The sequence below is a fragment of the Variovorax sp. UC122_21 genome (assembly GCF_044056785.1).
GTDB lineage: Bacteria > Pseudomonadota > Gammaproteobacteria > Burkholderiales > Burkholderiaceae_C > Variovorax.
Genome location: NZ_CP172004.1, coordinates 3,319,606 through 3,343,622, shown reverse-complemented (window position 1 = coordinate 3,343,622; position 24,017 = coordinate 3,319,606). Strand labels below are relative to the sequence as shown.

General features: G+C 68.1%; 16 protein-coding genes, 1 tRNA gene and 2 pseudogenes. 12 read left to right on the top strand and 7 right to left on the bottom strand.

Translation table 11 applies throughout. From position 1 onward, the window contains the following. Positions 1–18: 18 nt before the first annotated feature. The 4 genes and pseudogenes from ACHMXE_RS28070 to ACHMXE_RS28055 form a co-directional block, all read right to left on the bottom strand. On the bottom strand, positions 19–381 hold the full coding sequence (locus ACHMXE_RS28070) for a hypothetical protein (protein WP_203205946.1): 363 nt from the start codon (positions 379–381) through the stop codon (positions 19–21). Positions 382–520: 139 nt separating this feature from the next. Further along, positions 521–611: transfer RNA gene (locus ACHMXE_RS28065), tRNA-Ser, on the bottom strand. A 45-nt stretch (positions 612–656) separates the two neighbouring features. Continuing rightward, positions 657–1,588: pseudogene (locus tag ACHMXE_RS28060) on the bottom strand (SPFH domain-containing protein). 37 nt (positions 1,589–1,625) lie between these two features. Further along, a complete protein-coding gene (locus ACHMXE_RS28055) occupies positions 1,626–2,051 on the bottom strand; it encodes an NfeD family protein (RefSeq protein ID WP_203205947.1) in 426 nt (141 codons plus the stop codon). A gap of 209 nt (positions 2,052–2,260) precedes the next feature. Here ACHMXE_RS28055 and ACHMXE_RS28050 point away from each other — a divergent pair, with 209 nt between their 5' ends. After that, positions 2,261–4,558: an Orn/Lys/Arg decarboxylase N-terminal domain-containing protein gene (locus ACHMXE_RS28050; RefSeq protein WP_395347500.1), complete on the top strand. Its 2,298-nt coding sequence runs from the start codon at positions 2,261–2,263 to the stop codon at positions 4,556–4,558. A 38-nt stretch (positions 4,559–4,596) separates the two neighbouring features. Here ACHMXE_RS28050 and ACHMXE_RS28045 read toward each other — a convergent pair whose 3' ends face one another. Both ACHMXE_RS28045 and fabI read right to left on the bottom strand, forming a co-directional pair. After that, a complete protein-coding gene (locus ACHMXE_RS28045) occupies positions 4,597–5,436 on the bottom strand; it encodes a DNA ligase (RefSeq protein WP_395347499.1) in 840 nt (279 codons plus the stop codon). 141 nt (positions 5,437–5,577) lie between these two features. Continuing rightward, entirely contained in the window at positions 5,578–6,360 is a 783-nt protein-coding gene (fabI, locus tag ACHMXE_RS28040) for an enoyl-ACP reductase FabI (protein WP_395347498.1), read from the bottom strand. Positions 6,361–6,398: 38 nt separating this feature from the next. Between fabI and ACHMXE_RS28035 the strand changes: the two genes are divergently transcribed. The 11 genes and pseudogenes from ACHMXE_RS28035 to typA all read left to right on the top strand — a co-directional run bounded on the left by ACHMXE_RS28035 (position 6,399) and on the right by typA (position 21,914). Further along, positions 6,399–8,198 carry an extracellular solute-binding protein gene (locus tag ACHMXE_RS28035; RefSeq protein WP_395347497.1) on the top strand — a complete coding sequence of 600 codons (1,800 nt, stop codon included), beginning with the start codon at positions 6,399–6,401 and terminating at the stop codon, positions 8,196–8,198. A 40-nt stretch (positions 8,199–8,238) separates the two neighbouring features. Beyond that, the gene (locus tag ACHMXE_RS28030) at positions 8,239–9,273 is read left to right on the top strand and encodes a microcin C ABC transporter permease YejB (RefSeq protein WP_203205952.1); all 1,035 of its coding nucleotides are present in this window, start codon (positions 8,239–8,241) and stop codon (positions 9,271–9,273) included. 4 nt (positions 9,274–9,277) lie between these two features. Continuing rightward, the gene (locus ACHMXE_RS28025; protein WP_395347494.1) at positions 9,278–10,336 is read left to right on the top strand and encodes an ABC transporter permease; all 1,059 of its coding nucleotides are present in this window, start codon (positions 9,278–9,280) and stop codon (positions 10,334–10,336) included. Further along, positions 10,333–11,981 (top strand): annotated as a pseudogene (locus ACHMXE_RS28020) (ABC transporter ATP-binding protein). The gene ACHMXE_RS28025 and the pseudogene ACHMXE_RS28020 overlap by 4 nt, the downstream one beginning before the upstream one ends. Positions 11,982–12,021: 40 nt before the next feature. Continuing rightward, positions 12,022–13,242 carry a YbfB/YjiJ family MFS transporter gene (locus ACHMXE_RS28015; protein WP_395347493.1) on the top strand — a complete coding sequence of 407 codons (1,221 nt, stop codon included), beginning with the start codon at positions 12,022–12,024 and terminating at the stop codon, positions 13,240–13,242. Between the two features lie 237 nt (positions 13,243–13,479). Then, complete coding sequence (gene rimP, locus ACHMXE_RS28010; protein ID WP_209545002.1) at positions 13,480–14,124, top strand: ribosome maturation factor RimP; 645 nt, start codon at positions 13,480–13,482, stop codon at positions 14,122–14,124. A gap of 16 nt (positions 14,125–14,140) precedes the next feature. Beyond that, positions 14,141–15,625, top strand: a complete 1,485-nt coding sequence (gene nusA, locus ACHMXE_RS28005) for a transcription termination factor NusA (protein ID WP_093341763.1) — start codon at positions 14,141–14,143, stop codon at positions 15,623–15,625. A gap of 24 nt (positions 15,626–15,649) precedes the next feature. Then, complete coding sequence (gene infB / locus ACHMXE_RS28000) at positions 15,650–18,670, top strand: translation initiation factor IF-2 (protein WP_209545004.1); 3,021 nt, start codon at positions 15,650–15,652, stop codon at positions 18,668–18,670. 84 nt (positions 18,671–18,754) lie between these two features. Continuing rightward, positions 18,755–19,126: a 30S ribosome-binding factor RbfA gene (gene rbfA, locus ACHMXE_RS27995; RefSeq protein WP_093341767.1), complete on the top strand. Its 372-nt coding sequence runs from the start codon at positions 18,755–18,757 to the stop codon at positions 19,124–19,126. Positions 19,127–19,128: 2 nt separating this feature from the next. After that, the gene (truB, locus tag ACHMXE_RS27990) at positions 19,129–20,085 is read left to right on the top strand and encodes a tRNA pseudouridine(55) synthase TruB (protein ID WP_395347491.1); all 957 of its coding nucleotides are present in this window, start codon (positions 19,129–19,131) and stop codon (positions 20,083–20,085) included. Next, the gene (gene typA, locus ACHMXE_RS27985; protein WP_203205958.1) at positions 20,082–21,914 is read left to right on the top strand and encodes a translational GTPase TypA; all 1,833 of its coding nucleotides are present in this window, start codon (positions 20,082–20,084) and stop codon (positions 21,912–21,914) included. Before truB ends, typA begins: the two co-directional genes overlap by 4 nt. Before the next feature lie 66 nt (positions 21,915–21,980). Here the strand turns inward: typA and ACHMXE_RS27980 are convergent, their stop codons facing one another. Beyond that, the gene (locus ACHMXE_RS27980; RefSeq protein ID WP_395347490.1) at positions 21,981–23,912 is read right to left on the bottom strand and encodes a hypothetical protein; all 1,932 of its coding nucleotides are present in this window, start codon (positions 23,910–23,912) and stop codon (positions 21,981–21,983) included. Between the last annotated feature and the right edge of the window lie 105 nt (positions 23,913–24,017).

Genomic DNA, 24,017 nt, shown 5'->3' with positions numbered 1-24,017 from the left:
TCGCCGGGTGCCATGGCGTCAGTCGCTCGCGCGCTTGCCCGTGCCGGCGGCCTGTTCGAGCTTCTTCGCGCGGGCCACGCTCTCGTCGCGCTGGGCCGTGGCCTCGATGCGCTTCTCGATCTCCTCGCTGAGGGCTGCGTTGACCTCGGCGAGCTGCTCGGCCGACTGCGCGAGCTTCTCCTCGAGCTGGCTGGTGTGCGCGATGGCCAGTGCCACGTCGCCCACCTGCACCTCCTCGGGCAGCTCCTGCTCGAGCACGGTGTTGACCACCGCGAGATTGTCGGAGGCCTTCTGCACGTCGGCGGCGACCTGCTCGGTTTTCTCGAGCGTGCGATCGAGCGACGTGATGCCGAGCGGCTTGGTGCTGGGGTGTCCTGCCATGCGGCGCCTCCTGGGAACTGAGTACCTGCTGATCGTACGCCAGTCGCGCGCAAGCAACGGGCGCCCACAAAAAAGCCCAAGTGCCAAAGGCAACTCGGGCTATTTGCATGTTCGCGAACGGTTGCGAACAAAGACTCTCTGGCGGAGCAGGCGGGATTCGAACCCGCGGAGGGCTATTAACCCTCACACGCTTTCCAGGCGTGCGACTTAAACCGCTCATCCACCGCTCCGAAGCCCACGATTGTAGCAGTCGCCGGGCCCGTTTCCGGAAAGCCTCAGGCCGTCGGGCCCGAGGATTTGCCGGCCTGCACCATGCGCATGGCCGAGGCGATCAGTGCCGCGGTCTCGGTCATGTTGCTCGGCACGATCAGCGTGGTCTTGGAATCGGCCGCGACCTTGCCGTAGGCATCGACCGCGCGTTCGGCGACCTTGAGCTGCACCGCCTGCTCGCCGCCCGGTTGCTGGATGGCAGCGGCCACGCGCTCGATGGCGTCGGCCGTCGCCGTGGCCACCGCGGTGATCGCGGCCGCCTCGCCCTGGGCGTTGTTGATCTGGGCCTGCTTCTCGCCCTCGGAGCGCGCGATGAAGGCCTCGCGTTCGCCGGTGGCGATGTTGATCTGCTCCTGGCGCCGGCCCTCGGAGGCCGCGATCAGCGCGCGCTTCTCGCGTTCGGCCGTGATCTGGCGCTGCATGGCCTGCAGGATTTCCTTCGGCGGCGTCAGGTCCTTGATCTCGTAGCGCAGCACCTTCACGCCCAGTTGAGCGCGGCCTCGTCGATGGCCGCGACCACCTGGGCATTGATGACGTCGCGTTCCTCGAAGGTCTTGTCGAGCTCCAGCTTGCCGATCACGCTGCGCAGCGAGGTCTGGGCGAGCTGGGTCACGGCCACGATGTAGTTCGACGAGCCGTAGCTCGCGCGCATCGGGTCGGTGACCTGGAAGTAGAGGATGCCGTCGACCTGCAGCTGCGTGTTGTCGCGCGTGATGCAGATCTGGCTCGGCACGTCGAGCGGGATTTCCTTCAGGCTGTGCTTGTAGGCCACGCGGTCGATGAAGGGGATCAGGAAGTTGGGGCCGGGCGTCATGGTGCCGTGGTACTTGCCCAGGCGCTCGCGCACCCAGGCGTTCTGCTGCGGCACGAACTTCACCGACTGGCTGATGAAGATGATCGCGATGACCAGGATGATGATGGGGACCGAATATTCCATGACTCTGTACCTTTCCTCTTTCGTTCTCGGGTTCTAGCTAGACCTTGTCGACCACCAGCCGGCTGCCGACGACCTCGACCACGCGGTGTTCGCCGGTGGAGGGCGCATGGCCCGCGCGCTGCACGACGGTCCACTGCGCGCCGCGGTAGCGCACGGTGGCGGTGCCGTCGGGGTTCCAGGCCTCGACCTGCACGCTCTCGCCGATGTCGAGATTGAGGTCGCGGTTGGCTTCGGTGGGAGGGGGCGGCGGGCGCTTGCGCTGGATCGAGTACCAGGTCAGCACCGCCACCACGCCGACGACGGCGGCCACCAGCAACTGCGTGACGGTACCGAAGCCCAGGTGGGCGGAGATCGCCGCGGCGGCGAACCCGCCGGCCAGCAGCAGCAGGTAGACCGTGCCGGACAGGAGTTCGACCACGATTGCCGCGCCAGCGATCAACCACCAGATCGTGGAATTCGCCATGACATCTCCTCTGTGTTTTGTTTCAGGCGACGCCATTCTGAGGCATGCGCTCGCGAGGCCCCGGACTCGCCTGCACTTTGTGGGGGCTCCCCGGCGCGGCGGCGAAAAGCGTGTCGCGACGGCATTCGGCGGACATTCGGCGCGTGGGCGAATTCTTCATCTGAATTCCGTACACTTCGCGCCTCATTGCCTGTCCGGAGCTCCGCCCCATGAAATTCCGCTTTCCCATCGTCATCATCGACGAGGACTTCCGCTCCGAGAACACCTCGGGCCTCGGTATCCGCGCGCTCGCGCAGGCCATCGAGACGGAAGGCTTCGAGGTGCTGGGCGTCACGAGCTACGGCGACCTGAGCCAGTTCGCTCAGCAGCAAAGCCGTGCCAGCGCCTTCATCCTGTCGATCGACGACGAGGAATTCACGGTCGGTCCCGACCTGGATCCGGCGGTGCTGAACTTGCGCAATTTCATCGGCGAAGTGCGGCGCAAGAACGCCGACGTGCCGATCTACATCTATGGCGAGACCAAGACCTCGCGCCATATCCCGAACGACATCCTGCGCGAGCTGCACGGCTTCATCCACATGTTCGAGGACACCCCCGAATTCGTGGCGCGCCACATCATCCGCGAGGCCAAGAGCTACCTCGAGAGCGTACAGCCTCCTTTCTTTAAGGCGCTGATCGATTACGCGGAAGACGGTTCCTACTCGTGGCACTGCCCGGGCCACTCGGGCGGCGTCGCCTTCCTCAAGAGCCCGGTGGGCCAGATGTTCCACCAGTTCTTCGGCGAGAACATGCTGCGTGCCGACGTCTGCAACGCGGTGGAGGAACTGGGCGAGCTGCTCGACCACACCGGCCCGGTGGCGGCCAGCGAGCGCAACGCGGCGCGCATCTTCAATGCCGACCACTGCTTCTTCGTGACCAACGGCACCAGCACCAGCAACAAGATGGTGTGGCACCACACGGTGGCGCCCGACGACGTGGTGGTGGTGGACCGCAACTGCCACAAGTCGATCCTGCACGCGATCATCATGACGGGCGCGATCCCCGTGTTCATGAAGCCCACGCGCAACCACTTCGGCATCATCGGCCCGATCCCCAAGAGCGAGTTCGAGCCCGAGGCGATCAAGGCCAAGATCAAGGCCAACCCGCTGCTGTCCGACGTCGACGCCAACAAGGTCAAGCCGCGCGTGATGACGCTCACGCAGTCGACCTACGACGGCGTGATCTACAACACCGAGACCATCAAGAACACGCTCGACGGCTACGTCGACACGCTGCACTTCGACGAAGCCTGGCTGCCGCACGCCGCCTTCCACCCGTTCTACGGCTCCTACCACGCGATGGGCAAGCGCCGTGTGCGGCCGAAGGAGTCGCTGGTGTTCGCGACCCAGTCCACGCACAAGCTGCTGGCCGGCATCAGCCAGGCCAGCCACGTGCTGGTGCAGGACTCGCAGAACCGCCAGCTCGACCGCGACCTGTTCAACGAGGCCTACCTGATGCACTCGTCGACCAGCCCGCAGTACGCGATCATCGCGAGCTGCGACGTGGCCGCCGCGATGATGGAGCCGCCCGGCGGCACCGCGCTGGTGGAGGAGAGCATCCTCGAGGCGCTCGACTTCCGCCGCGCCATGCGCAAGGTCGAGGAGGAGTTCGGCAAGGACGAGTGGTGGTTCAAGGTCTGGGGCCCCGAGAAGCTCGTGGACGAGGGCATCGGCGTCCCGGACGACTGGATCATGCACGGCGAGAAGAACGGCAAGAGCCGCTCGAAGAAGTCGCCGCGCAACTGGCACGGCTTCGGCGAACTGGTCGACGGTTTCAACATGCTCGACCCGATCAAGTCGACCATCGTGACGCCGGGCCTGGACCTCGAGGGCAACTTCGCCGACAGCGGCATTCCCGCCAGCGTGGTGACCAAGTTCCTGGCCGAGCACGGTGTGATCGTCGAGAAGACCGGCCTCTACAGCTTCTTCATCATGTTCACCATCGGCATCACCAAGGGCCGCTGGAACACGCTGCTGACGGCGCTGCAGCAGTTCAAGGACGACTACGCGCGCAACCAGCCGATGTGGCGGATCATGCCGGAGTTCTGCCAGCAGCATTCCGGCTACGAGCGCCTCGGCCTGCGCGACCTGTGCCAGCACATCCACCAGCTCTACGCGCGCTACGACGTGGCCCGCCTGACGACCGAGATGTACCTGAGCGACCTCACGCCGGCGATGAAGCCCAGCGACGCCTTCGCGCACATCGCGCACCGCAAGACCGAGCGCGTGGAGATCGACGAGCTCGAGGGCCGCATCACCACCAGCCTGATCACGCCGTACCCGCCGGGCATTCCGCTCTTGATCCCGGGCGAGGTCTTCAACAAGAAGATCGTCGACTACCTGAAGTTCTCGCGCGAGTTCAACACGCAGTGCCCGGGCTTCGAGACCGACATCCACGGCCTGGTGGCGCGCGTCGACGAGACGGGCAAGAAGCGCTACTACGCCGACTGCGTGCGAAAGAGCGCCTGAGCGCCGCGGCGCGAAGCGGGCAGGGCGGGAGGGGCGGCTCAGCCGTCCTCGCGCACGCGCATGAAGCGTGCGAAGCGCGGCAGCCCGCCGGCCGTGAGCCCGTTGTAGCGGTAGGTGACCCAGCTGCCGATCGCGGGCGGCTGCTCGCGTTCGGCATCGCTCAGGCCGGTGCCCAGCTTGAAGCGCTGGCCACCGGGCATTTCGACGAGCAGCGCGCCGAGCCGATGGGCGTGTTTGCCCTTGCCCGGCACGTGGCCGACCACGCGGGCTTCGGCGTCATCGTGCGTCTTGACCTTGAGCAGGTCGTTGTTGCGCTCGGCGCGGTAGAGCGAGGCGCCGCGGTGCAGCATCAGGCCTTCGCCGCCCATCTTCACGGTCTTGTCGAGCAGCGCCTGCAGCGCCTCGGCCGTGGTGGCGCGCTCCTGCGGCACCGCGACCACCCAGGGCGCGTCGGTGATCGGCAGCAGCCGGCGCAGCACGCCGAGGCGGGCCGTGAAGTCGCCGCCCTGGGCCGGCAGGTCGAACACCATGAACTTCATCTCGTGCCAGGCGACGTCGTTGGGCGTCTGGCTGCGCACCGTCGACACCGCATGCGCGAAGCGCCCGCGGCCGGCCCAGAGCTCGCCGTCAAGCGGCTGCCTGGGCAGTGCCGCGGTGAACCAGGCCGGCGCCAGGATGCGCTCGCCGCCGCGCGTGAAGAGCTGGCGCCCGTCCCAGTACGCGCGCACGCCGTCGTACTTCTCGCTGACCCAGTAGTCGGCCAGCGACATGCCCGGCCTGTAGACCTCGGCCAGCATCAGCGCGGGCGCGCCGGCGAGCGCCGGCAAGGTCAGCGCCAACCCCAGGGTGGCGAGCAGCAGGGAACGTCGATGGAGCACGGGTGCTATGAAATGAGTAGCTGGAAACGACCGATGGATGCCCATTTGAGGCCGAAGTTCCATGGCGAGGCAAGCGCTGCGCGACCGGCGCGCATCGCCGTCCGACGGGCGCGAGAACGCGTCCGGGAGCCGTGGTGCCGCTTACTCGGCCATGCCGCCGACGACGTTGCTGAAGCCGCCGTCGACATAGGTGATCTCGGCCGTCACGCCGCTGGCGAGGTCGCTCAGCAGGAAGGCCGCCACGTTGCCGACTTCCTCGATCGTCACGTTGCGGCGGATCGGCGAGGCCTCGGCCACGGCGCCGAGCATCTTGCCGAAGCCCTTGATGCCGCTGGCCGCGAGCGTCTTGATCGGGCCGGCGCTGATGCCGTTGACGCGCACGCCCTTCGGGCCCAGCGAGGCCGCCGTGTAGCGCACCGAGGCCTCGAGCGAAGCCTTGGCCAGGCCCATGGTGTTGTAGTTGGGCAGCGCGCGCTCGGCGCCCAGGTAGGTCAGCGTGAGCAGGGCCGACTTGTCGTTGAGGTAGGGCTGGGCCGCCTTGGCCATCGCCGGGAAGCTGTAGGCGCTGATGTCGTGCGCGATGCGGAAACCCTCGCGCGACAGGCCCTCGAGGAAGTCGCCCGCGATCGCCTCGCGCGGCGCGAAGCCGATGCTGTGCACGAAGCCGTCGAACTTCGGCCAGACCTGCGACAGGTCGGCGAACAGCTTCTCGATCTGGGCGTCGTCGCCGACGTCGCAGTCGAAGATCAGCTTCGAGCCGAAGTCGGCCGCGAACTCGGTGATGCGGTCCTTGAAGCGCTCGCCGACATAGCTGAAGGCGAGCTCGGCACCCTGTTCGTGGCAGGCCTTGGCGATGCCGTAGGCGATCGAGCGGTTGCTCAGCACGCCGGTGATCAGGAGTTTTTTGCCGGAAAGAAAGCCCATGGAGTTGCCTCGTGAAAATCTCGGGGCAGAATTCTCGCATGCGAGGTTGGCTGCTCTGGTTCGGTTTGGCGCTCTCGGCGGCCCCTTCGTGGGCCGCCCATGCGTACGCGCAATTCGGCGACATCAAGTACGCGCCGGGTTTCACGCATTTCGACTACGTGAATCCCAACGCCCCCAAGGGCGGTGAATTCAGGCTGGTGCCGCCGACCCGGCCCACCAATTTCGACAAGTTCAACCCGTTCACGCTCAAGGGCACCGGGCCCTCGGGCCTCGGCCAGCTGATGTTCGAGAGCCTGATGACCGGCAACTCCGAGGAGCCGACCACCGCCTACGGCCTGCTGGCCGAAGACATCGACGTGGCGCCCGATCGGCTCTCGGCCACCTTCAGGCTCAACCCCAAGGCCCGCTTCAACGACGGCTCGCCGGTGCTGGCGGCCGACGTGGTCCATTCGTTCCAGACCCTGATCGGCCCGCTCGCGGCGCCGCAGTTCAAGACCATCTATGCCGAGGTCAAGAAGGCAAGCGCGCTCGGCGAGCGCACGGTGCGCTTCGACTTCGCGAGCCCGAACCGCGAGCTGCCGCTGGTGGTCGGCAGCATGGCGGTGTTCAGCCGCAAATGGGGCGGCGGCAAGCCCTTCGACCAGATCGTGACCGAGGTGCCGATCGCCTCGGGCCCCTACAAGCCCGCGAGCGACCGGCTGGGCCGCGACATCACCTACGTGCGCCGCGCCGACTACTGGGGCGCCGAGCTGCCGGTGCGCAAGGGCCTGTTCAACTTCGACCGCATTGCCTACAAGGTCTACCTCGACGAGACCGCGCGCTTCGAGGGCCTGAAGGCCGGCGAGTTCGACTTCATGCGCGAGTTCGTCTCGCGCAACTGGGCGCGCCAGTACAAGGGCAAGCAGTTCGACAGCGGCGAGATCACCAAGCGCGGTTTCGAGAACCACAACCCCGGCGACTTCCAGGGCTACATCTTCAACACGCGCCGCGACAAGTTCAAGGACGTGCGCGTGCGCCAGGCCATCGGCCTCGCGATGGACTTCGAGTGGCTCAACCGCCAGCTGTTCTACGGCATCTACACGCGCGTGCAGGGCTACTTCCCGAACAGCGACTTCCATGCCGACGGCCTGCCCGGGCCCGACGAGCTGGCGCTGATGGAACCGCTGCGCGCCAAGCTCCGGCCCGAGGTGTTCGGGCCCGCGCCGGTGCCCGCGAGCACCGATCCGCCCGGCAGCCTGCGCGAGAACCTGCGCAAGGCGAGGGCGCTCTTGGCCGGGGCCGGCTGGACCTACCGCGACGGCGCGCTGCGCAACGCGAAGAACGAGGCCTTCACCATCGAGTTCCTCAACGACCAGCCCTCGCTGATCCGCGTGGCCACGCCGCTGCAGACCGCGCTCAAGAAGCTGGGCATCGAGATGAGCTTTCGCACCGTCGACTTCTCGCTCTCGCAGCAGCGCATGCAGAACTACGACTTCGACATGACCTCGATGCGGCTGCCGGGCAACAGCGCGCCGGGCGGCGAACTGTTCGAGCTGTTCGGCTCGAAGTCGGCCGAGACGCCGGGCTCCTCCAACTACTGGGGCATCGCCGATCCAGCGGTCGACGCCATCGTCGGCAAGGTGGTGTCGGCCACCACGCGCCCCGAGCTCACCACCGCCTTGCGCGTGCTCGACCGCGTGCTGTCGGCCGGCTATTACTCGATCCCGATGTACTACGGCAGCGCCTTCCTGGTCGGCTACCGCCCGGCCGGCGTGGTGCTGCCGCCGACCGTTCCGCCGTACTACGATGTGGGCGACTGGGCCCTCGCGACGTGGTGGGCCTCGCCGGCCAACAAGTAGCGCCCGCCGCACCAGAAGAGATCCGGAGCACGACAACCGCATGGCCAGCTACATCCTCAAGCGACTGCTGCTGATGATCCCCACGCTCCTGGGCGTGCTGATCATCACCTTCGGCGTGATCCAGTTCGTGCCGGGCGGTCCGGTCGAGCAGATGGTGGCGCAATTGCAGGGACGCGATTCGGGCGGCGAGCGGGCCGCGAGCAGCGGTGCCGGCTACCGCGGCCGCCAGGGCCTCGATCCGCAGCGCATCGAGGAGATCAAGAAGCTCTACGGCTTCGACAAGCCGGCCCACGAACGCCTGTGGACCATGCTCAAGTCCTTCGCGCGCTTCGACCTCGGCACCAGCTTCTACCAGCGCAAGGACGTGTGGGAACTGGTCAAGGAGAAGATGCCGGTCTCGATCAGCCTGGGCCTGTGGACCTTCTTCATCAGCTACCTGATCGCGGTGCCGCTGGGCGTGGCCAAGGCGGTGCGCGCCGGCTCGCGCTTCGACTTCCTCACCACGCTGATCGTGCTCGTGGGCTATGCCATCCCGGGCTTCGTGCTCGGCGTGGCGCTGCTGGTGATCTTCGGCGGCCAGCTGCAGTGGTTCCCGCTGCGCGGCCTCACCTCGCCGAACTGGGAGAGCCTGAGCTGGGGCGCGCGCATCGTCGACTACCTCTGGCACATCGCGCTGCCGGTCACGGCCATGGTGATCGGCAGCTTCGCCGTGACGGCGATGCTGACCAAGAACTCCTTCCTCGAGGAAATCCGCAAGCAGTACGTGCTGACCGCGCGCGCCAAGGGCCTCGCCGAGCGGCAGGTGCTCTGGAAGCACGTGTTCCGCAACGCCCTGATCCCGATCATCACGGGCTTTCCGGCCGCCTTCATCGGCGCCTTCTTCACCGGCTCGCTGCTGATCGAGACGCTGTTCACGCTCGATGGCCTGGGCCTGCTGAGCTACGAGAGCGTGATCCGGCGCGACTACCCGGTGGTGCTGGGCACGCTCTACCTGTTCACGCTGATCGGGCTGGTGACCAAGCTGATTTCCGATCTCTGCTACGTCTGGGTCGATCCGAGGGTGAAGTTTGACTGAATCGATGCCCACTCCCGCCGCGCCGCGTCCGCCGGCCAAATCGGACAGCCCCGGCCGGCGCGCCTGGCGCCGTTTCCGCCGCAATCCGCTGGGCTTCTGGAGCCTGGTCCTCTTCTCCGTGCTGGTGGTGCTGAGCCTGTTCGCCGAGCTGCTGTCCACCGACAAGCCGCTGGTGGTGCGCTACGAGGGCCAGACCTACTTCCCGGTGCTGCGCGACTACTCCGAGAAGACTTTCGGCGGCGACTTCGAGACGCCGGCCGACTACCTCGATCCCTTCATCCGCGACCGCATCACGGCCGGCGCCAACTGGGCGCTCTACGCGCCCAATCCTTACGGCCCGCGCACGCTCAACTACTTCGCCAAGCAGCCCAATCCGGCCGCGCCCTCGGGCGAGAACCTGCTGGGCACCGACGACCGCGGGCGCGACCTGCTGGCGCAGCTGATCTACGGCTTTCGCGTCAGCGTGCTGTTCGCGCTGGCGCTCACGGCGGTGGGCGTGGTGCTGGGCATCGCCATCGGCGCGATCCAGGGTTTCTTCGCGGGCAAGACCGACCTGTTCCTGCAGCGGCTCCTCGAGATCTGGGGTTCGATGCCCGAGCTCTACCTGCTGATCATCTTCAGCGCCATCTTCACGCCCAGCGTGCTGCTGCTGCTGGTGCTGCTGAGCCTGTTCGGCTGGATGTCGCTGGCCGACTACGTGCGTGCCGAGTTCCTGCGCAACCGCCAGATGGACTACGTACGCGCCGCGCGCGCGCTCGGCGTGAGCAACCTGCAGATCATGCGGCGCCACATCCTGCCCAACAGCATGGTGCCGGTCGTCACCTTCCTGCCGTTCCGCATGAGTGCGGCGATCCTCGCGCTGACCTCGCTCGACTTCCTCGGGCTCGGCGTGCCGCCAGGCACGCCCTCGCTGGGCGAACTGCTCAACCAGGGCAAGGCGAACATCGACGCCTGGTGGATCTCGATGTCCACCTTCGGCGTGCTGGTGTTCACCCTGATGCTGCTGACCTTCATGGGCGACGCGCTGCGCGACGCCCTCGATCCACGGAAGGCCGACAAGTGAAGCCGGGCGAATCCTCCCTCGCGGCCGGCGCGCCGCTGCTCGACGTGCGCGGCCTGCGCGTGGCCTTCGGCGGCAAGCCGGTGGTGCACGGCGTCGATTTCCAGATCGCGGCCGGCGAGAAGTTCGCGCTGGTGGGCGAGTCGGGCTCGGGCAAGACCGTCACCGCGCTGTCGCTCTTGCGGCTGGTGCAGAACGCCGAGCTCTCGGGTTCGTCGCGCCTCTTCGATGCCGAGCACGCGCGGGACGGGCGCGACCTGCTGTCGATCCCCCGAGCGCGAGCTGCGCGGCATCCGCGGCAAGGAGATCGCGATGATCTTCCAGGAGCCGATGACCGCGCTCAACGCGCTCTACAGCGTGGGCGACCAGATCGCCGAGGTGCTGGAGCTGCACGAGGGCCTGCCGGCGCGCGCCGCGCAGGAGGCCGCGGTGCAGCTGCTCGCCGACACCGGCATTCCCGAGCCGGCGCGGCGCGCGCGCGCGCGTGCCGCACCAGCTCTCGGGCGGCCAGCGCCAGCGCGCCATGATCGCCATGGCGCTGGCCTGCCGGCCGCGCCTGCTGCTGGCCGACGAACCGACCACCGCGCTCGACGTGACGGTGCGCGCCCAGATCCTCGCGCTGCTGGCCGAGCTGCAGCGCAAGTACGGCATGGCGGTGCTGTTGATCACCCACGACCTGAACCTGGTGCGGCACTTCGCCGACCGCGTCGCGGTGATGGAGCAGGGCCACATCGTCGAGCACGGCCCGGTCGCGGGCGTGTTCGAGGCGCCGCAGCATCCCTACACGCGCAAGCTGATCGACAGCCATCCCACACGGGACGTGACGCCTGCGCCGGCACGCCCCGACGCGGCGCCGATCCTCTCGGCCACGGGCTTGCGGGTGAGCTACCCGGTGCCCAAGCCCGGGTTCGCTGGCTGGTTCGGCAAGGGCGAGTTCGTGGCGGTGCAGGGCGCCGATTTCCGCATCGCGCCCGGCGAAACCCTGGGCGTGGTCGGCGAGTCGGGCTCGGGCAAGTCGACCCTGGCGCTCGCCGCGCTGGGGCTGCTGCGCTTCCAGGGCGCGCTCGAGGTCGAGGGGCAGGGCTGGGGGCAGGGCCAGGCGTCCGATCTCGCGCTGCGGCGCGCGATGCAGGTGGTGTTCCAGGACCCGTTCTCCTCGCTCTCGCCGCGCATGACCGTCGAGCAGATCGTCGGCGAGGGCCTGCTGGTGCATGCGCCCGAGCTCAAGGCGTCCGACCGTCGCGCGCGCGCGCTGCAGGCGCTGGCCGACGTCGGGCTCACCGAGGCGCAGTTCCCGGCGCTGCTCGACCGCTATCCGCACGAGTTCTCGGGCGGCCAGCGGCAGCGGCTGGCGATCGCGCGCGCGCTGATCGTCGATCCGCGCCTGCTGGTGCTCGACGAGCCCACCAGCGCGCTCGACGTCACGATCCAGAAGCAGGTGCTGGGGCTGCTGCAGCGGCTGCAGCGCGAACGCGGGCTGAGCTATCTGCTGATCACGCACGACGTGGAGGTGATCCGCGCCATGGCGCACCAGGTCATCGTCATGAAGGACGGGGCCATCCTCGAATCGGGCCCGGTCGACCGGGTGCTCGACGCGCCCGAACACCCCTACACGCAGAAACTGGTGGCCGCCGCGCAACTGGCCTGAGGGCGGGCGCCACCCACAACAACGAGCATTGCGCGAAAAGATGTCGGAAATCGGACAAGACAGGCGCGGCGCCTGGCGGGCGGCGCTCGCCTGCATGGTGACGCTGGCGGTGGCCATGGGGCTGGGGCGCTTCGCCTTCACGCCGATGCTGCCGATCATGCTGCACGAGGGCAAGCTCGAGCTCGAGGCCGGCGGGCTGCTGGCCTCGCTCAATTACCTCGGCTACTTCGTCGGCGCGGTCAGCTGCGCCGCCATCGGGGTGCGCGCCAAGACCATGGTGCGCGGCGGGCTGCTGGCCACCGCCGCGCTGCTGATCGGCATGGGGCTGCTGCACAGCTTCGGTGCCTGGGGCGTGCTGCGCGCGGCGGCCGGCGTGATGAGCGCCTGGGTGTTCGTGTTCGCCTCGACCTGGGGCCTGCGCCGGCTGGCCGAAACGCGTTCGCCGGCGCTCGGCGGCGTGATCTACACCGGCCCGGGCGTCGGCATCGCCATGACGGGGCTGCTGGGCGGGGCGCTCGGCCGCTGGGGATCGGAAACCGGCTGGATCGGCCTGGGCCTGTTGGCGCTGGTGCTGATCGCGGTGATCTGGCGCGTCTTCAACGACGGCGAGCAGGCCGTGGCCGGCGGGGCGGCCCCCGCGCCCGCCGCGGCGCCGAGCGCGCGGGATTCGGCCGCGGCGCGCACCGATGCGATCTGGCTGGTCGCGCTCTACGGGCTGGCGGGCTTCGGCTACATCATCACCGCCACCTTCCTGCCGGTGATCGCGCGCCAGGCGCTGCCGGGCTCGTTCTGGCCCGACTATTTCTGGCCGCTGTTCGGCGCCGCCATCATCCCGGGCGCGCTGATCGGCGCGCGCGCGCCGGTGCACTGGGACAACCGCCTGCTGCTGGCGATCGCCTATGCGCTGCAGGCGGTCGGGGTGGTGCTGTCGGTGGCCTGGCCCAGCGTGGTCGGCTTCGCCCTCGGCAGCCTGTTGCTGGGCATGCCGTTCACCGCCATCACGCTGTTCGCGGTGCGCGACGCGCGCCGGCTGCGCGGCAACGCGGCGGCCGGGCTGATCGGCTATGCCACCGCCTCGTACGGCGTGGGGCAAATCATCGGCCCGCTGTTCGCGGCGCCGCTGGCGCAGCGCACGGGTTCGTTCCAGATTCCGCTGCTGGTCGCCGCTGCCGCGCTGGCGCTGGGATCGGTGCTGTTCGCGGCCGTCTGGGCGCGCTCGCGGCGCGTGGCCGCCGCACGGGAAGGGGCTGCCACGCCCTGAGACGCGAACGGGTGTGGCCCGTGTGCAGAAGTGCCCCTTCATTTATCACAGAAGTGGCATATAATTCGAGGCTCACGACCAAACGGGCGGGTACCAACCGCCCGTTTTTTTTGGTCCATCCGTTCTCGGATCGCCGGGCAAGACCCGGTCTCTCACGGATTTTTTGATCGATGGCGCATTACCTGGCGGGCGGGTCTTGCGCATCGTTGAACTGAATAAAAAGGCATCTTCGAACACGTGGCATTGCAGCAGACAGTGGAACAAACCGTGGCCGGGCTCGGCTACGACCTGGTCGAGATCGAACGCTCGGCGGGAGGATTGCTGCGCGTGACGATTGATTTGCCGTGGACGGCCCCCACATCGGAGGCTCTCGCCGCCGGCACGCCCGAGCCCTTCGTCACGGTCGAGGACTGCGAGAAGGTCACGCGACAGCTCCAGTTCGCGCTCGAGGTCGACGGCGCCGAGTACAAGCGGCTCGAGGTGTCCTCGCCGGGCATCGACCGCCCGCTGCGCCACGAGAAGGATTTCGAGCGCTTCGAGGGCGAGGTGATCGACATCACGCTGAAGGCGCCGATCGGCGAGGCGGCGGCCGGCCAGGTGTCGGCCAATCGCAAGAAGTTTCGCGGCACGCTCGAGCGGGCCGCACAGGCGGAAGGGGCCGACGGCCCTCAGGGCTGGCAGATCGTCTGGAGCGACGCGCCGGAGCCCAAGCCGGGTCAGAAGGTCAGCAGGAAGCGCGCGCCGGCACCGTTGCAGGCGCTGGGCTTCGTGCTGGACGAGCTGCGCGAAGCGCGGCTGGCACCCATCGTGGATTTCAAGGGGCGCAAGCCCAGGGCCCGTCAGGGCTCGCAGGACATTGGCGGAACAAAGGTTCCGGACTGACTAGAGGAGTGGTGGCATGAATCGCGAAATGTTGATGTTGGTGGATGCGATCTCGCGCGAGAAGAACGTCGAGCGTGACGTCGTCTTCGGCGCGGTCGAGTCCGCGCTGGCGCAGGCCACCAAGAAGCTGTACCAGGGCGAGGTGGACATCCGCGTCGCCGTCGACCGCGACAGCGGCGACTACGAGACCTTCCGTCGCTGGCACGTGGTGCCCGACGAAGCCGGCCTGCAGCAGCCCGACCAGGAAATCCTGCTGTTCGAGGCCAAGGAAGAGATGCCCGACATCGAGGTCGACGAGTACATCGAGGAATCGGTGGACTCGGTGCCGATCGGCCGCATCGGCGCCATGGCCGCCAAGCAGGTGATCCTGCAGAAGATCCGCGACGCCGAGCGCGAGATGCTGCTCAACGACTTCATGTCGCGCGGCGACAAGATCTTCGTGGGCACCGTCAAGCGCCTGGACAAGGGCGACATCATCGTCGAGGCCGGCCGCGTCGAAGGCCGCCTGCGCCGCAGCGAGATGATCGCCAAGGAAAACCTGCGCAACGGCGACCGCGTGCGCGCCATGATCATGGAGGTCGACCTGACGCTGCGCGGCGCGCCGATCATCCTGTCGCGCTCGGCCCCCGAGTTCATGATCGAGCTGTTCCGCCAGGAAGTGCCCGAGATCGAACAGGGCCTGCTCGAGATCAAGAGCTGCGCCCGCGACCCCGGTTCGCGCGCCAAGATCGCCGTGCTCTCGCACGACAAGCGCGTCGACCCGATCGGCACCTGCGTCGGCGTGCGCGGCACACGCGTCAACGCCGTGACCAACGAGCTCGCCGGCGAGCGCGTGGACATCGTGCTGTGGAGCGAGGATCCGGCCCAATTCGTGATCGGCGCCCTGGCGCCGGCCAACGTGTCGTCCATCGTGGTGGACGAGGAAAAGCACGCCATGGACGTGGTGGTCGACGAGGAAAATCTCGCGATCGCGATCGGCCGTGGCGGCCAGAACGTGCGTCTGGCTTCCGAGCTCACCGGCTGGAAGATCAACATCATGGACGCCAACGAGTCGGCCCAGAAGCAGGCGAACGAGACCGATGCCGCGCGCCGCCTGTTCATGGAGAAGCTCGACGTCGACGAGGAAATCGCGGACATCCTGATCTCCGAGGGCTTCACCAGCCTCGAGGAAGTGGCCTACGTGCCGATCTCCGAGATGCTCGAGATCGAAGCCTTCGACGAAGACACGGTCAACGAGCTGCGCTCGCGTGCCAAGGATGCGCTGCTGACCATGGAAATCGCCAAGGAAGAGGGCGTCGATACCGTCTCGCAGAACCTGCGCGACCTCGAAGGCCTGAACCCCGACCTGATTCCGAAGCTGGCCGAGGCGGGGGTGAACACCCGCGACGACCTGGCCGACCTCGCGGTCGATGAACTCACCGAGATCACCGGCCTGAGCGCCGATGACGCCAAAACCCTCATCTTGAAGGCCCGCGAACACTGGTTCGCTGGCCAAGAGTGATGGTCATGGAGGCACGAAACGAATATGTCCAGTACCACTGTCGCCGAGTTCGCGAATGAACTCAAGAAGACTCCCGAAACCTTGCTCGATCAGCTTCGCAGCGCCGGTGTGCCCAAAGCGGCCGCCAGCGACGCACTGACCGAGTCGGACAAGCAGCGCCTGCTCGGTTTCCTGAAGGCCAGCCACGGCACTGTCGAGCCCGAGCGCAAGAAGATCACGTTGACCAAGAAGTCGACCAGCGAGATCAAGCAGGCGGACGCCACCGGCCGCGCCCGCACGATCCAGGTCGAGGTGCGCAAGAAGCGCACCTTCATCCAGCGCGACGAAGGCCCCGCGGGTGCCGTCGAGGCACCGGCACCGGTGGCCGCCGCGCCCGTCGCCGCCCCGGCCGAGCCGGCCGCGCCGCGCATCGATGAAGCCGAACTCGCGCGTCGCGAGGAGGAAGCCCGCCGCCAGGCCGAGCTGATCCGTCGCCAGGAAGAAGAGCTGGCCGAGAAGCGCCGCCAGCGCGAGGAAGCCGAAGCCCGCGAACGCGAGAAGGTGGAACGCGCCGAGCAGGCCGAACAGGCCGAGCAGGCACGCCAGGAAGCCGCGCAGGTGGCTCGCCAGGAAGCCCAGAAGAAGGCCGAGACCGAAGCCGAAGCGGCCAAGCCGGTCGCTCGCAGCTCCGCCAACAGTGCCGCCAAGGCCGAGGCCGAAGTCGCTGCGCTGAAGGAAGCCGCGGAAGCGCAGGTCGCCGCCGCCAAGCAGGCCGCCGAGGCCAAGGCCACGGCCCAGGCCGCCGCCGCGCAAGCCAAGGAAGACGCGAAGGCCAAGGCCGCCGCCGAGTCCAAGGCCCGTGCCGACGAGGAAGCCGCGCGTGCGCGCGACCTCGACGAGCGTCGCCGCAAGGCCCTGGCCGAAGCCGAGGCCATCCGCGCCATGATGAATGCGCCGGCCCGAGTGCTGGTGCCGCACAAGGCCGAGAAGCCCGCCGAGGTCAAGCCCGCCGGTGGCGTCAAGGGCACGCTGCACAAGCCGACCGCGCCCGCGGCCCGCGCCGGCGCGCCGGCCGCGCCGGGTGCCGCGGCCGCGCCCGCCGGCGGTGCCGCCGGCAAGGAAGTGAAATCGGCCAAGCTCTCGTCGAGCTGGGCCGGCGACACCGCCAAGAAGAAGGAAATCAAGACCCGCGGCGACGCGAGCGGCGGCGTGGGCCGTGGCAACTGGCGCGGCGGTCCGCGCGGACGCCGCGGCAACGACCGTGGCCACGACGACCAGCAGCACGCACCGGCAGCACCGGTCGAGGCCCGCATCATCGAGGTGCACGTGCCGGAAACCATCACGGTGTCCGAGCTCGCGCACAAGATGTCGGTCAAGGCGTCCGAGGTGATCAAGCAGCTGATGAAGCTGGGCCAGATGGCCACGATGAACCAGGCGCTCGACCAGGACACCGCGATGATCGTGGTGGAGGAAATGGGTCACAACGCGGTGGTTGCCGCGCTCGACGATCCCGAAGCCTTCACCGACGAGGACGTGTCGGCGCAAACCGCCGAGGCCCTGCCGCGCGCACCGGTCGTGACCGTCATGGGTCACGTCGACCACGGCAAGACCTCGCTGCTGGACTACATCCGCCGCGCCAAGGTGGCCGCGGGCGAAGCCGGCGGCATCACGCAGCACATCGGTGCCTACCACGTGGAAACCGAACGCGGCATGGTGTCGTTCCTCGACACCCCGGGTCACGAGGCGTTCACCGCCATGCGTGCCCGCGGTGCGCAGGCCACCGACATCGTGATCCTGGTGGTGGCGGCCGACGACGGCGTCATGCCCCAGACCAAGGAAGCCATCAAGCATGCGAAGGCGGCGGGTGTGCCGATCGTGGTCGCGATCAACAAGATCGACAAGCCCGATGCCAACCTGGACCGCGTGAAGCAGGAACTGGTGGCCGAGGAGGTCGTGCCCGAAGAGTACGGCGGCGACGTTCCGTTCGTCGGCGTCTCGGCCAAGACCGGCCAGGGCATCGACGACCTGCTCGAACAGGTGCTGCTGCAGGCCGAAGTGCTGGAACTCAAGGCGCCGGTGGATGCCGCCGCCAAGGGCCTGGTCATCGAAGCGCAGCTCGACAAGGGCCGCGGCCCGGTCGCGACCGTGCTGGTTCAGTCCGGCACGCTCAAGACCGGCGACGTGGTGCTGGCCGGCTCGACCTATGGCCGCGTGCGCGCCATGCTCGACGAGGACGGCAAGCCGACCAAGACGGCGGGTCCGTCGATCCCGGTCGAGATCCAGGGCCTGACCGAAGTGCCGCAGGCCGGCGACGAGTTCATGGTGATGAGCGACGAGCGCCGTGCGCGCGAAATCGCCACCTACCGTGCCGGCAAGTTCCGCAACACCAAGTTGGCGAAGCTGCAGGCCGCGAACCTGCAGAACATGTTCACCGACCTGTCGGCGGGCGAAGTGCAGACGCTGCGCATCATCATCAAGGCCGACGTGCAGGGCTCGCAGGAAGCGCTCGCGCAATCGCTGCTCAAGCTCGCGACCGAAGAGGTCAAGGTGCAGGTGGTGTATGCCGGCGTGGGCGGTATCAGCGAAAGCGACATCAACCTCGCGATCGCCTCGAAGGCGGTGGTGATCGGCTTCAACGTGCGTGCCGATGCCGGCGCGCGCAAGCTGGCCGAGGGCAATGGTGTCCAGCTCAACTACTACAGCATCATTTACGACGCGGTGGACGAGATCAAGGTCGCCATGTCGGGCATGCTGGCGCCGGAGCGCCGCGAGGAAATCATCGGCTCGGCCGAGATCCGCACGGTGTTCGTGGCCTCGAAGATCGGTACCGTGGCCGGCTCGTACGTCACCTCGGGCTATGTCACCCGCAGCTCGCACTTCCGCCTGCTGCGCGACAACGTGGTGGTCTACACCGGCGAAGTCGACTCGCTCAAGCGCATGAAGGACGACGTCCGCGAAGTGCGCGAAGGCTTCGAGTGCGGTATCAAGCTCAAGAACTACAACGACATCAAGGAAGGCGATCAACTCGAATTCTTCGAAATCAAGGAGATCGCCCGGACGCTGTAAACGGACGACCGAACGCGCAGGTCGCGAAGCGCCGAGCTTCGCGATCTGCGCTTTCCACATCCGGGAACGCTTCCGCATTCGTCAATGCCCAAAAGAAAAGCCGCCACTCCCAACCGCGCCTTCAAGGTCGCCGATCAGATCCAGCGCGATCTGACGGAGCTGATCGCGCGCGAGTTGAAGGACCCGCGCGTGGGCATGGTCACGTTGCAGGCGGTGGAAGTCACGCCCGACTATGCGCACGCGAAGATCTTCTTCAGCCTGCTCACCGGCGACGTGGACGAGACCACCGAAGCGCTCAACCAGGCCGCGGGCTTCCTGCGCAACGGCCTGTTCAAGCGCCTGCACATCCACACCGTGCCCACGTTGCACTTCGTGTTCGACCGCACCACCGAGCGTGCCGCCGACATGAACGCGCTGATTGCGCAGGCCGTCGCTTCGCGTTCGAAAGACGACTAGCCATGAATGCGCCACGCACAAGGGTGCAGCGGCGCCCTGTGCATGGGGTGTTGCTGCTCGACAAACCGCTGGGACTGTCCAGCAACCAGGCCTTGCAGAAGGCCAAGTGGTTGCTGCGCGCCGAGAAGGCGGGCCATACCGGCACGCTCGATCCGCTGGCCACCGGCGTGCTGCCGCTGTGCTTCGGCGCGGCCACCAAGTTCAGCCAATTGCATCTCGACGCCGACAAGACCTACGTCGCCACCGCGCGGCTGGGTATCCGCACCGCCACCGGCGACGCCGAGGGCGAGGTGATCGCCGAACGCCCGGTCCAGGTCACGGCCGAGGACCTCGCGCGCGCCGAGGCGCTGTTCACCGGCCCGATCCGCCAGGTGCCGCCGATGCACAGCGCGCTCAAGAAGGACGGCAAGGCACTCTATGAATACGCGCGCGAGGGCATCGAGGTCGAGCGCGCGCCGCGCGACGTCGTCATCCACGCGCTGAAGATCGCGCAGACCGGGGCCGATGCCATCCGCATCGAGGCCTCGGTCAGCAAGGGCACCTACATCCGCACCCTGGGCGAGGACATCGGCGAGGCCCTGGGCTGCGGCGCCCACCTGAGCTCGCTGCGTCGCACCGCCACCGGCGGCTTCGTGGCGGCCCAGTGCATCACGCTCGAGGCCCTGGAGGCCATGGACGAGGACGAGCGGCTGGCCCGGTTGTTGCCTGCCGAATGCCTGGTCGAGGGCCACACGATCGTCACGCTGGGCAGCGAGGATGCAGGGCGCTTTCTGTCCGGCCTGCGTCGGCGCGGGCCGTGGGCCGATGCGGCCCGGGTCGCGGTGTTCGGCGAATCGCCCCCGGCCTTCCTCGGCACGGCCCATGTGGCCGCCCATGAACTGATCCCGGGGCGCTTGCTGAACCCCATCGAAATCCAGCAAATTCTTTTGAACGCACCACAGACCGAAGCGACACCATGACCAAGCAAATCCGCAATATCGCCATCATTGCCCACGTGGACCATGGCAAGACCACGATGGTCGACCAGCTGCTGCGCCAATCGGGCACCTTCGCCGAGCACGAGAAGGTCGTCGACACGGTGATGGACAACAACGCGATCGAAAAGGAACGTGGCATCACGATCCTGGCGAAGAACTGCGCCGTGACCTGGCAGGGCACGCACATCAACATCGTCGACACCCCCGGCCACGCGGACTTCGGCGGTGAAGTGGAACGCGCGCTGTCGATGGTCGACGGCGTGGTGCTGCTGATCGACGCGCAGGAAGGCCCGATGCCGCAGACGCGCTTCGTGACCAAGAAGGCACTGGCCCTGGGCCTGAAGCCGATCCTGGTGGTGAACAAGGTCGACAAGCCCGGCGCCAACCCCGACAAGGTGGTCAACGCCGCCTTCGACCTGTTCGACAAGCTCGGCGCGACCGACGAACAGCTCGACTTCCCCGTGGTCTACGCCTCGGGCATCAATGGCTGGTCCTCGCTCGAAGAGGGCGCGCCCGGCGAGCAGTGGGGTCCCGACATGTCGGCCCTGTTCGACACCATCCTGAAGCACGTGCCTTCGCAGAAGGGCGACCCGGCCGCGCCGCTGCAGCTGCAGATCTCGGCCCTCGACTTCTCGACCTTCGTCGGCCGCATCGGCGTGGGCCGCATCAGCCAGGGCACCCTGAAGCCGATGATGGACGTGCTGGTGATGGAAGGCCCGGACGGCCAGTCCGTCAAGGGCCGCATCAACCAGGTGCTGACCTTCCAGGGCCTGGACCGCGTGCAGGCCACCGAAGCCGGCCCGGGCGAGATCGTGCTGATCAACGGCATCGCCGACATCGGCATCGGCGTCACCGTGACCGATCCCGCGAACCCGGCCCCGCTGCCGATGCTCAAGGTCGACGAGCCCACGCTGACCATGAACTTCTGCGTCAACACCAGCCCGCTGGCCGGCCGCGAAGGCAAGTACGTCACCAGCCGCCAGATCTGGGACCGCCTGCAGAAGGAACTGCAGCACAACGTGGCGCTGCGCGTGAACGAGACCGACGAGGAAGGCGTGTTCGAAGTCATGGGCCGCGGCGAACTGCACCTGACCATCCTGCTGGAGAACATGCGCCGCGAAGGCTACGAGATGGCCGTCTCGAAGCCGCGCGTGGTGTTCCGCAACGTCAACGGCGAGAAGCACGAGCCGATCGAGCTGGTGACGGCCGACATCGAAGAGCAGCACCAGGGTGGCGTGATGCAGGCCCTGGGAGAGCGCAAGGGCGAACTCGTCAACATGGAACCGGACGGCCGTGGCCGCGTGCGCCTCGAGTACCGCATTCCGGCGCGCGGCCTGATCGGCTTCACCAACGAATTCCTGAACCTGACGCGCGGTTCGGGCCTGATCAGCAACATCTTCGACAGCTACGAGCCGCACAAGGGCGAGATCGGCAGCCGCAAGAACGGCGTGCTGATCTCGATGGACGACGGTGAGATCTTCACCTACGCCCTCGGCAAGCTCGACGACCGCGGCCGCATGTTCGTGAAGGCGAACGATCCGGTCTACGAAGGCATGATCGTCGGCATCCACAGCCGCGACAATGACCTGGTGGTGAACGCCACCCGCACCAAGCAGCTCACGAACTTCCGCGTCTCGGGCAAGGAAGACGCGATCAAGATCACGCCGCCGATCGACCTCACGCTCGAATACGGCGTCGAGTTCATCGAGGACGACGAACTGGTCGAGATCACGCCCAAGAGCGTGCGCCTGCGCAAGCGCTTCCTGAAGGAACACGAGCGCAAGCGCGCGAGCCGCGAATCGGCCGTCTGACGACGGTCCCCGCGTCCCGGCCATCGAGGCCGGGCGCGGCGTTCAGCGCACCACTTAGCGCGCCACTCAGCGCGCCACTTTCGGTGGCGGCAGCTTCGGCAGCACGATCGTCGGCGGGGGCGGCGGCGGCTCGGGCAGCTCGAGCGGTCCCAGCGCGGCATCGCTCACGCCCTGTTTCGTGAGCCGCGCCTCGACCACCGCCATCGCGAAGCGTCGATCGAAATCCCCATCCACGCGCCAGACGTCGTTGTCGTCGGGCGCCAGCGTGATCTCGGCGCGCAGCGGCAGCGACGCGGCGCCGCTGGCTTGCACGCCGCCGATGGCGCCGAGCCGACGGTCGTCGTAGACCATCACCACCGGGCAGACCTGCTGCTGCCCGTCCCCGGCCTGGCAGGCGCCCGCGGGTTCGACCTCGGTCAGCGCGAGCCTGGGGTCCGGATCGATCGCCATGAGCGGCATTTCGCGCAGCGCGCGCAGGCGTTCCTGCAGGGTCTTGGGCGCCCGCATGCGCGCCTCCAGCTTGTCCACGCCTTCGCGCAGCGCGTCCGCGAGCGCCGGCCGGCCGACCGGCTCGGCGTTGTGCCGCGGGCGGCCTTCGGCATCGAGCGCGCCGAAGCGCGCCTCGACGATCGCCGCCTCGGCGCCGCGCACCACCGTGTCGCCGCCCGAGCCGCCGCTGTCGGACCCGATGGTGAAGCCGATGGTCTCGGTCTTCCCGTCGCGCGACAGCGTGGCCAGGCAGCCGCGCACCTTGTCGGGCTTGAGGAAGCCGATCTCGTGCAGCGCGCTCACGCGGGCCTCGACGCCGGGCTCGGAACGCAGCCGCTCGTCGTTGCTAGTGCTCGACACCAGGCTGCCGAGTTCGCGCCGCGCCAGGTCGCTGTTGCAGGCCGGCAGGGCGTTGAGCTTCCACAGATAGGCGCCCGCCGCGCCGACCATCGCGAGCACCGCGATCACGCCGAGCCAGCGCGGGGGGCGCAGCCCCGTCGAGCGCTTGCGCGTCGCGGCCTTCGCGCTCGCGGTCTCGGCCGCGATGCGCTCGCGCGCCTGCGCGATGATCCGTCGCCGCTCGTCGGCGCCGACGAAGGCCGGCTCGGCCTCCACGCGCGCGGCGATGGCCTCGAAGCGTTCTTCCTCGAGCCAGCCGTCGGTCACCAGCCAGGCGAGGGCGGTGGGCGGATCGGCGCGCTTGTCGGCCACCAGCGGCACCCAGGGCAGCGCCTCCTCGAGGTCTTCGGCGTCGAGCAGGCCGTCGTCGCGCAGCGCCTGCACCACCGCATGCGAGAGACCGATCGCGCCGGCCTCGAGCAGCTCGTCGGATTCGTCGAGCGTGTCCTCCGCGTCCTCGGCCATCGAATCGCCGTGCGCCGCGACGATGCGCTCGATCAGCGTGTCCTGGTCCTCGTTCTCGGCCGGCAGCAGCCCGCGCAGCCGCATCCAGGCATAGGCATGGGCCGGCGTGGGCGGCTTGGGCAGGCTCGCGTATTCGGGATGGGCGCGCGCGATGGCGAGCCGGGGCGCATCGACCAGGCCCTGGAGGACCAGCGCCTCGAAGGGCTCGGGGTCGAGCCAGGCGTGCGCGGCCTCGGGGTCGGGCTCGGCACCGCCGACCGGCACGCGCTCCAGTGCCTCGTCGCGCGCATCGGCGTCGATGCGGCCGTCCGCATGCAGCGTGAGCACGGCCTCGCGCACGATGCCGCGCTCGCCGAGCCGGTGCAGCGCCTCGGCCTGTTCGGCGACGTCCACGGCCTCGTCGCGCGTGCCGCGGTCGAGCTCGTTGCGCTCGACGCGCCGGTCGAGCTGGATGCGCAGCACGTGCGAGGCCACGGGATCGATCAGCCCCTGCTGCTGCATCCAGTCCAGCGCATGGGCCGGGGTCGGCAGGGAAGGCAGAGCGGCGAATCCGCGATGGGCCAGCGCGGCATCGTGCTGTTCGTCGGTGATGAGCCCGAGGGGGAGCAGGGCGGCGAAGGCGTCGAGGTTGGCGTTCAAGGGCATCGGGTCATTCTGCCGCCTGCGCGCGGCGGGTCCGGAAACGAAAAAGGCGGCCACCGCGGGCCGCCTTCCTGGCGTGTGGATCGCCCGGGCGCGAGCCCCGGGCGA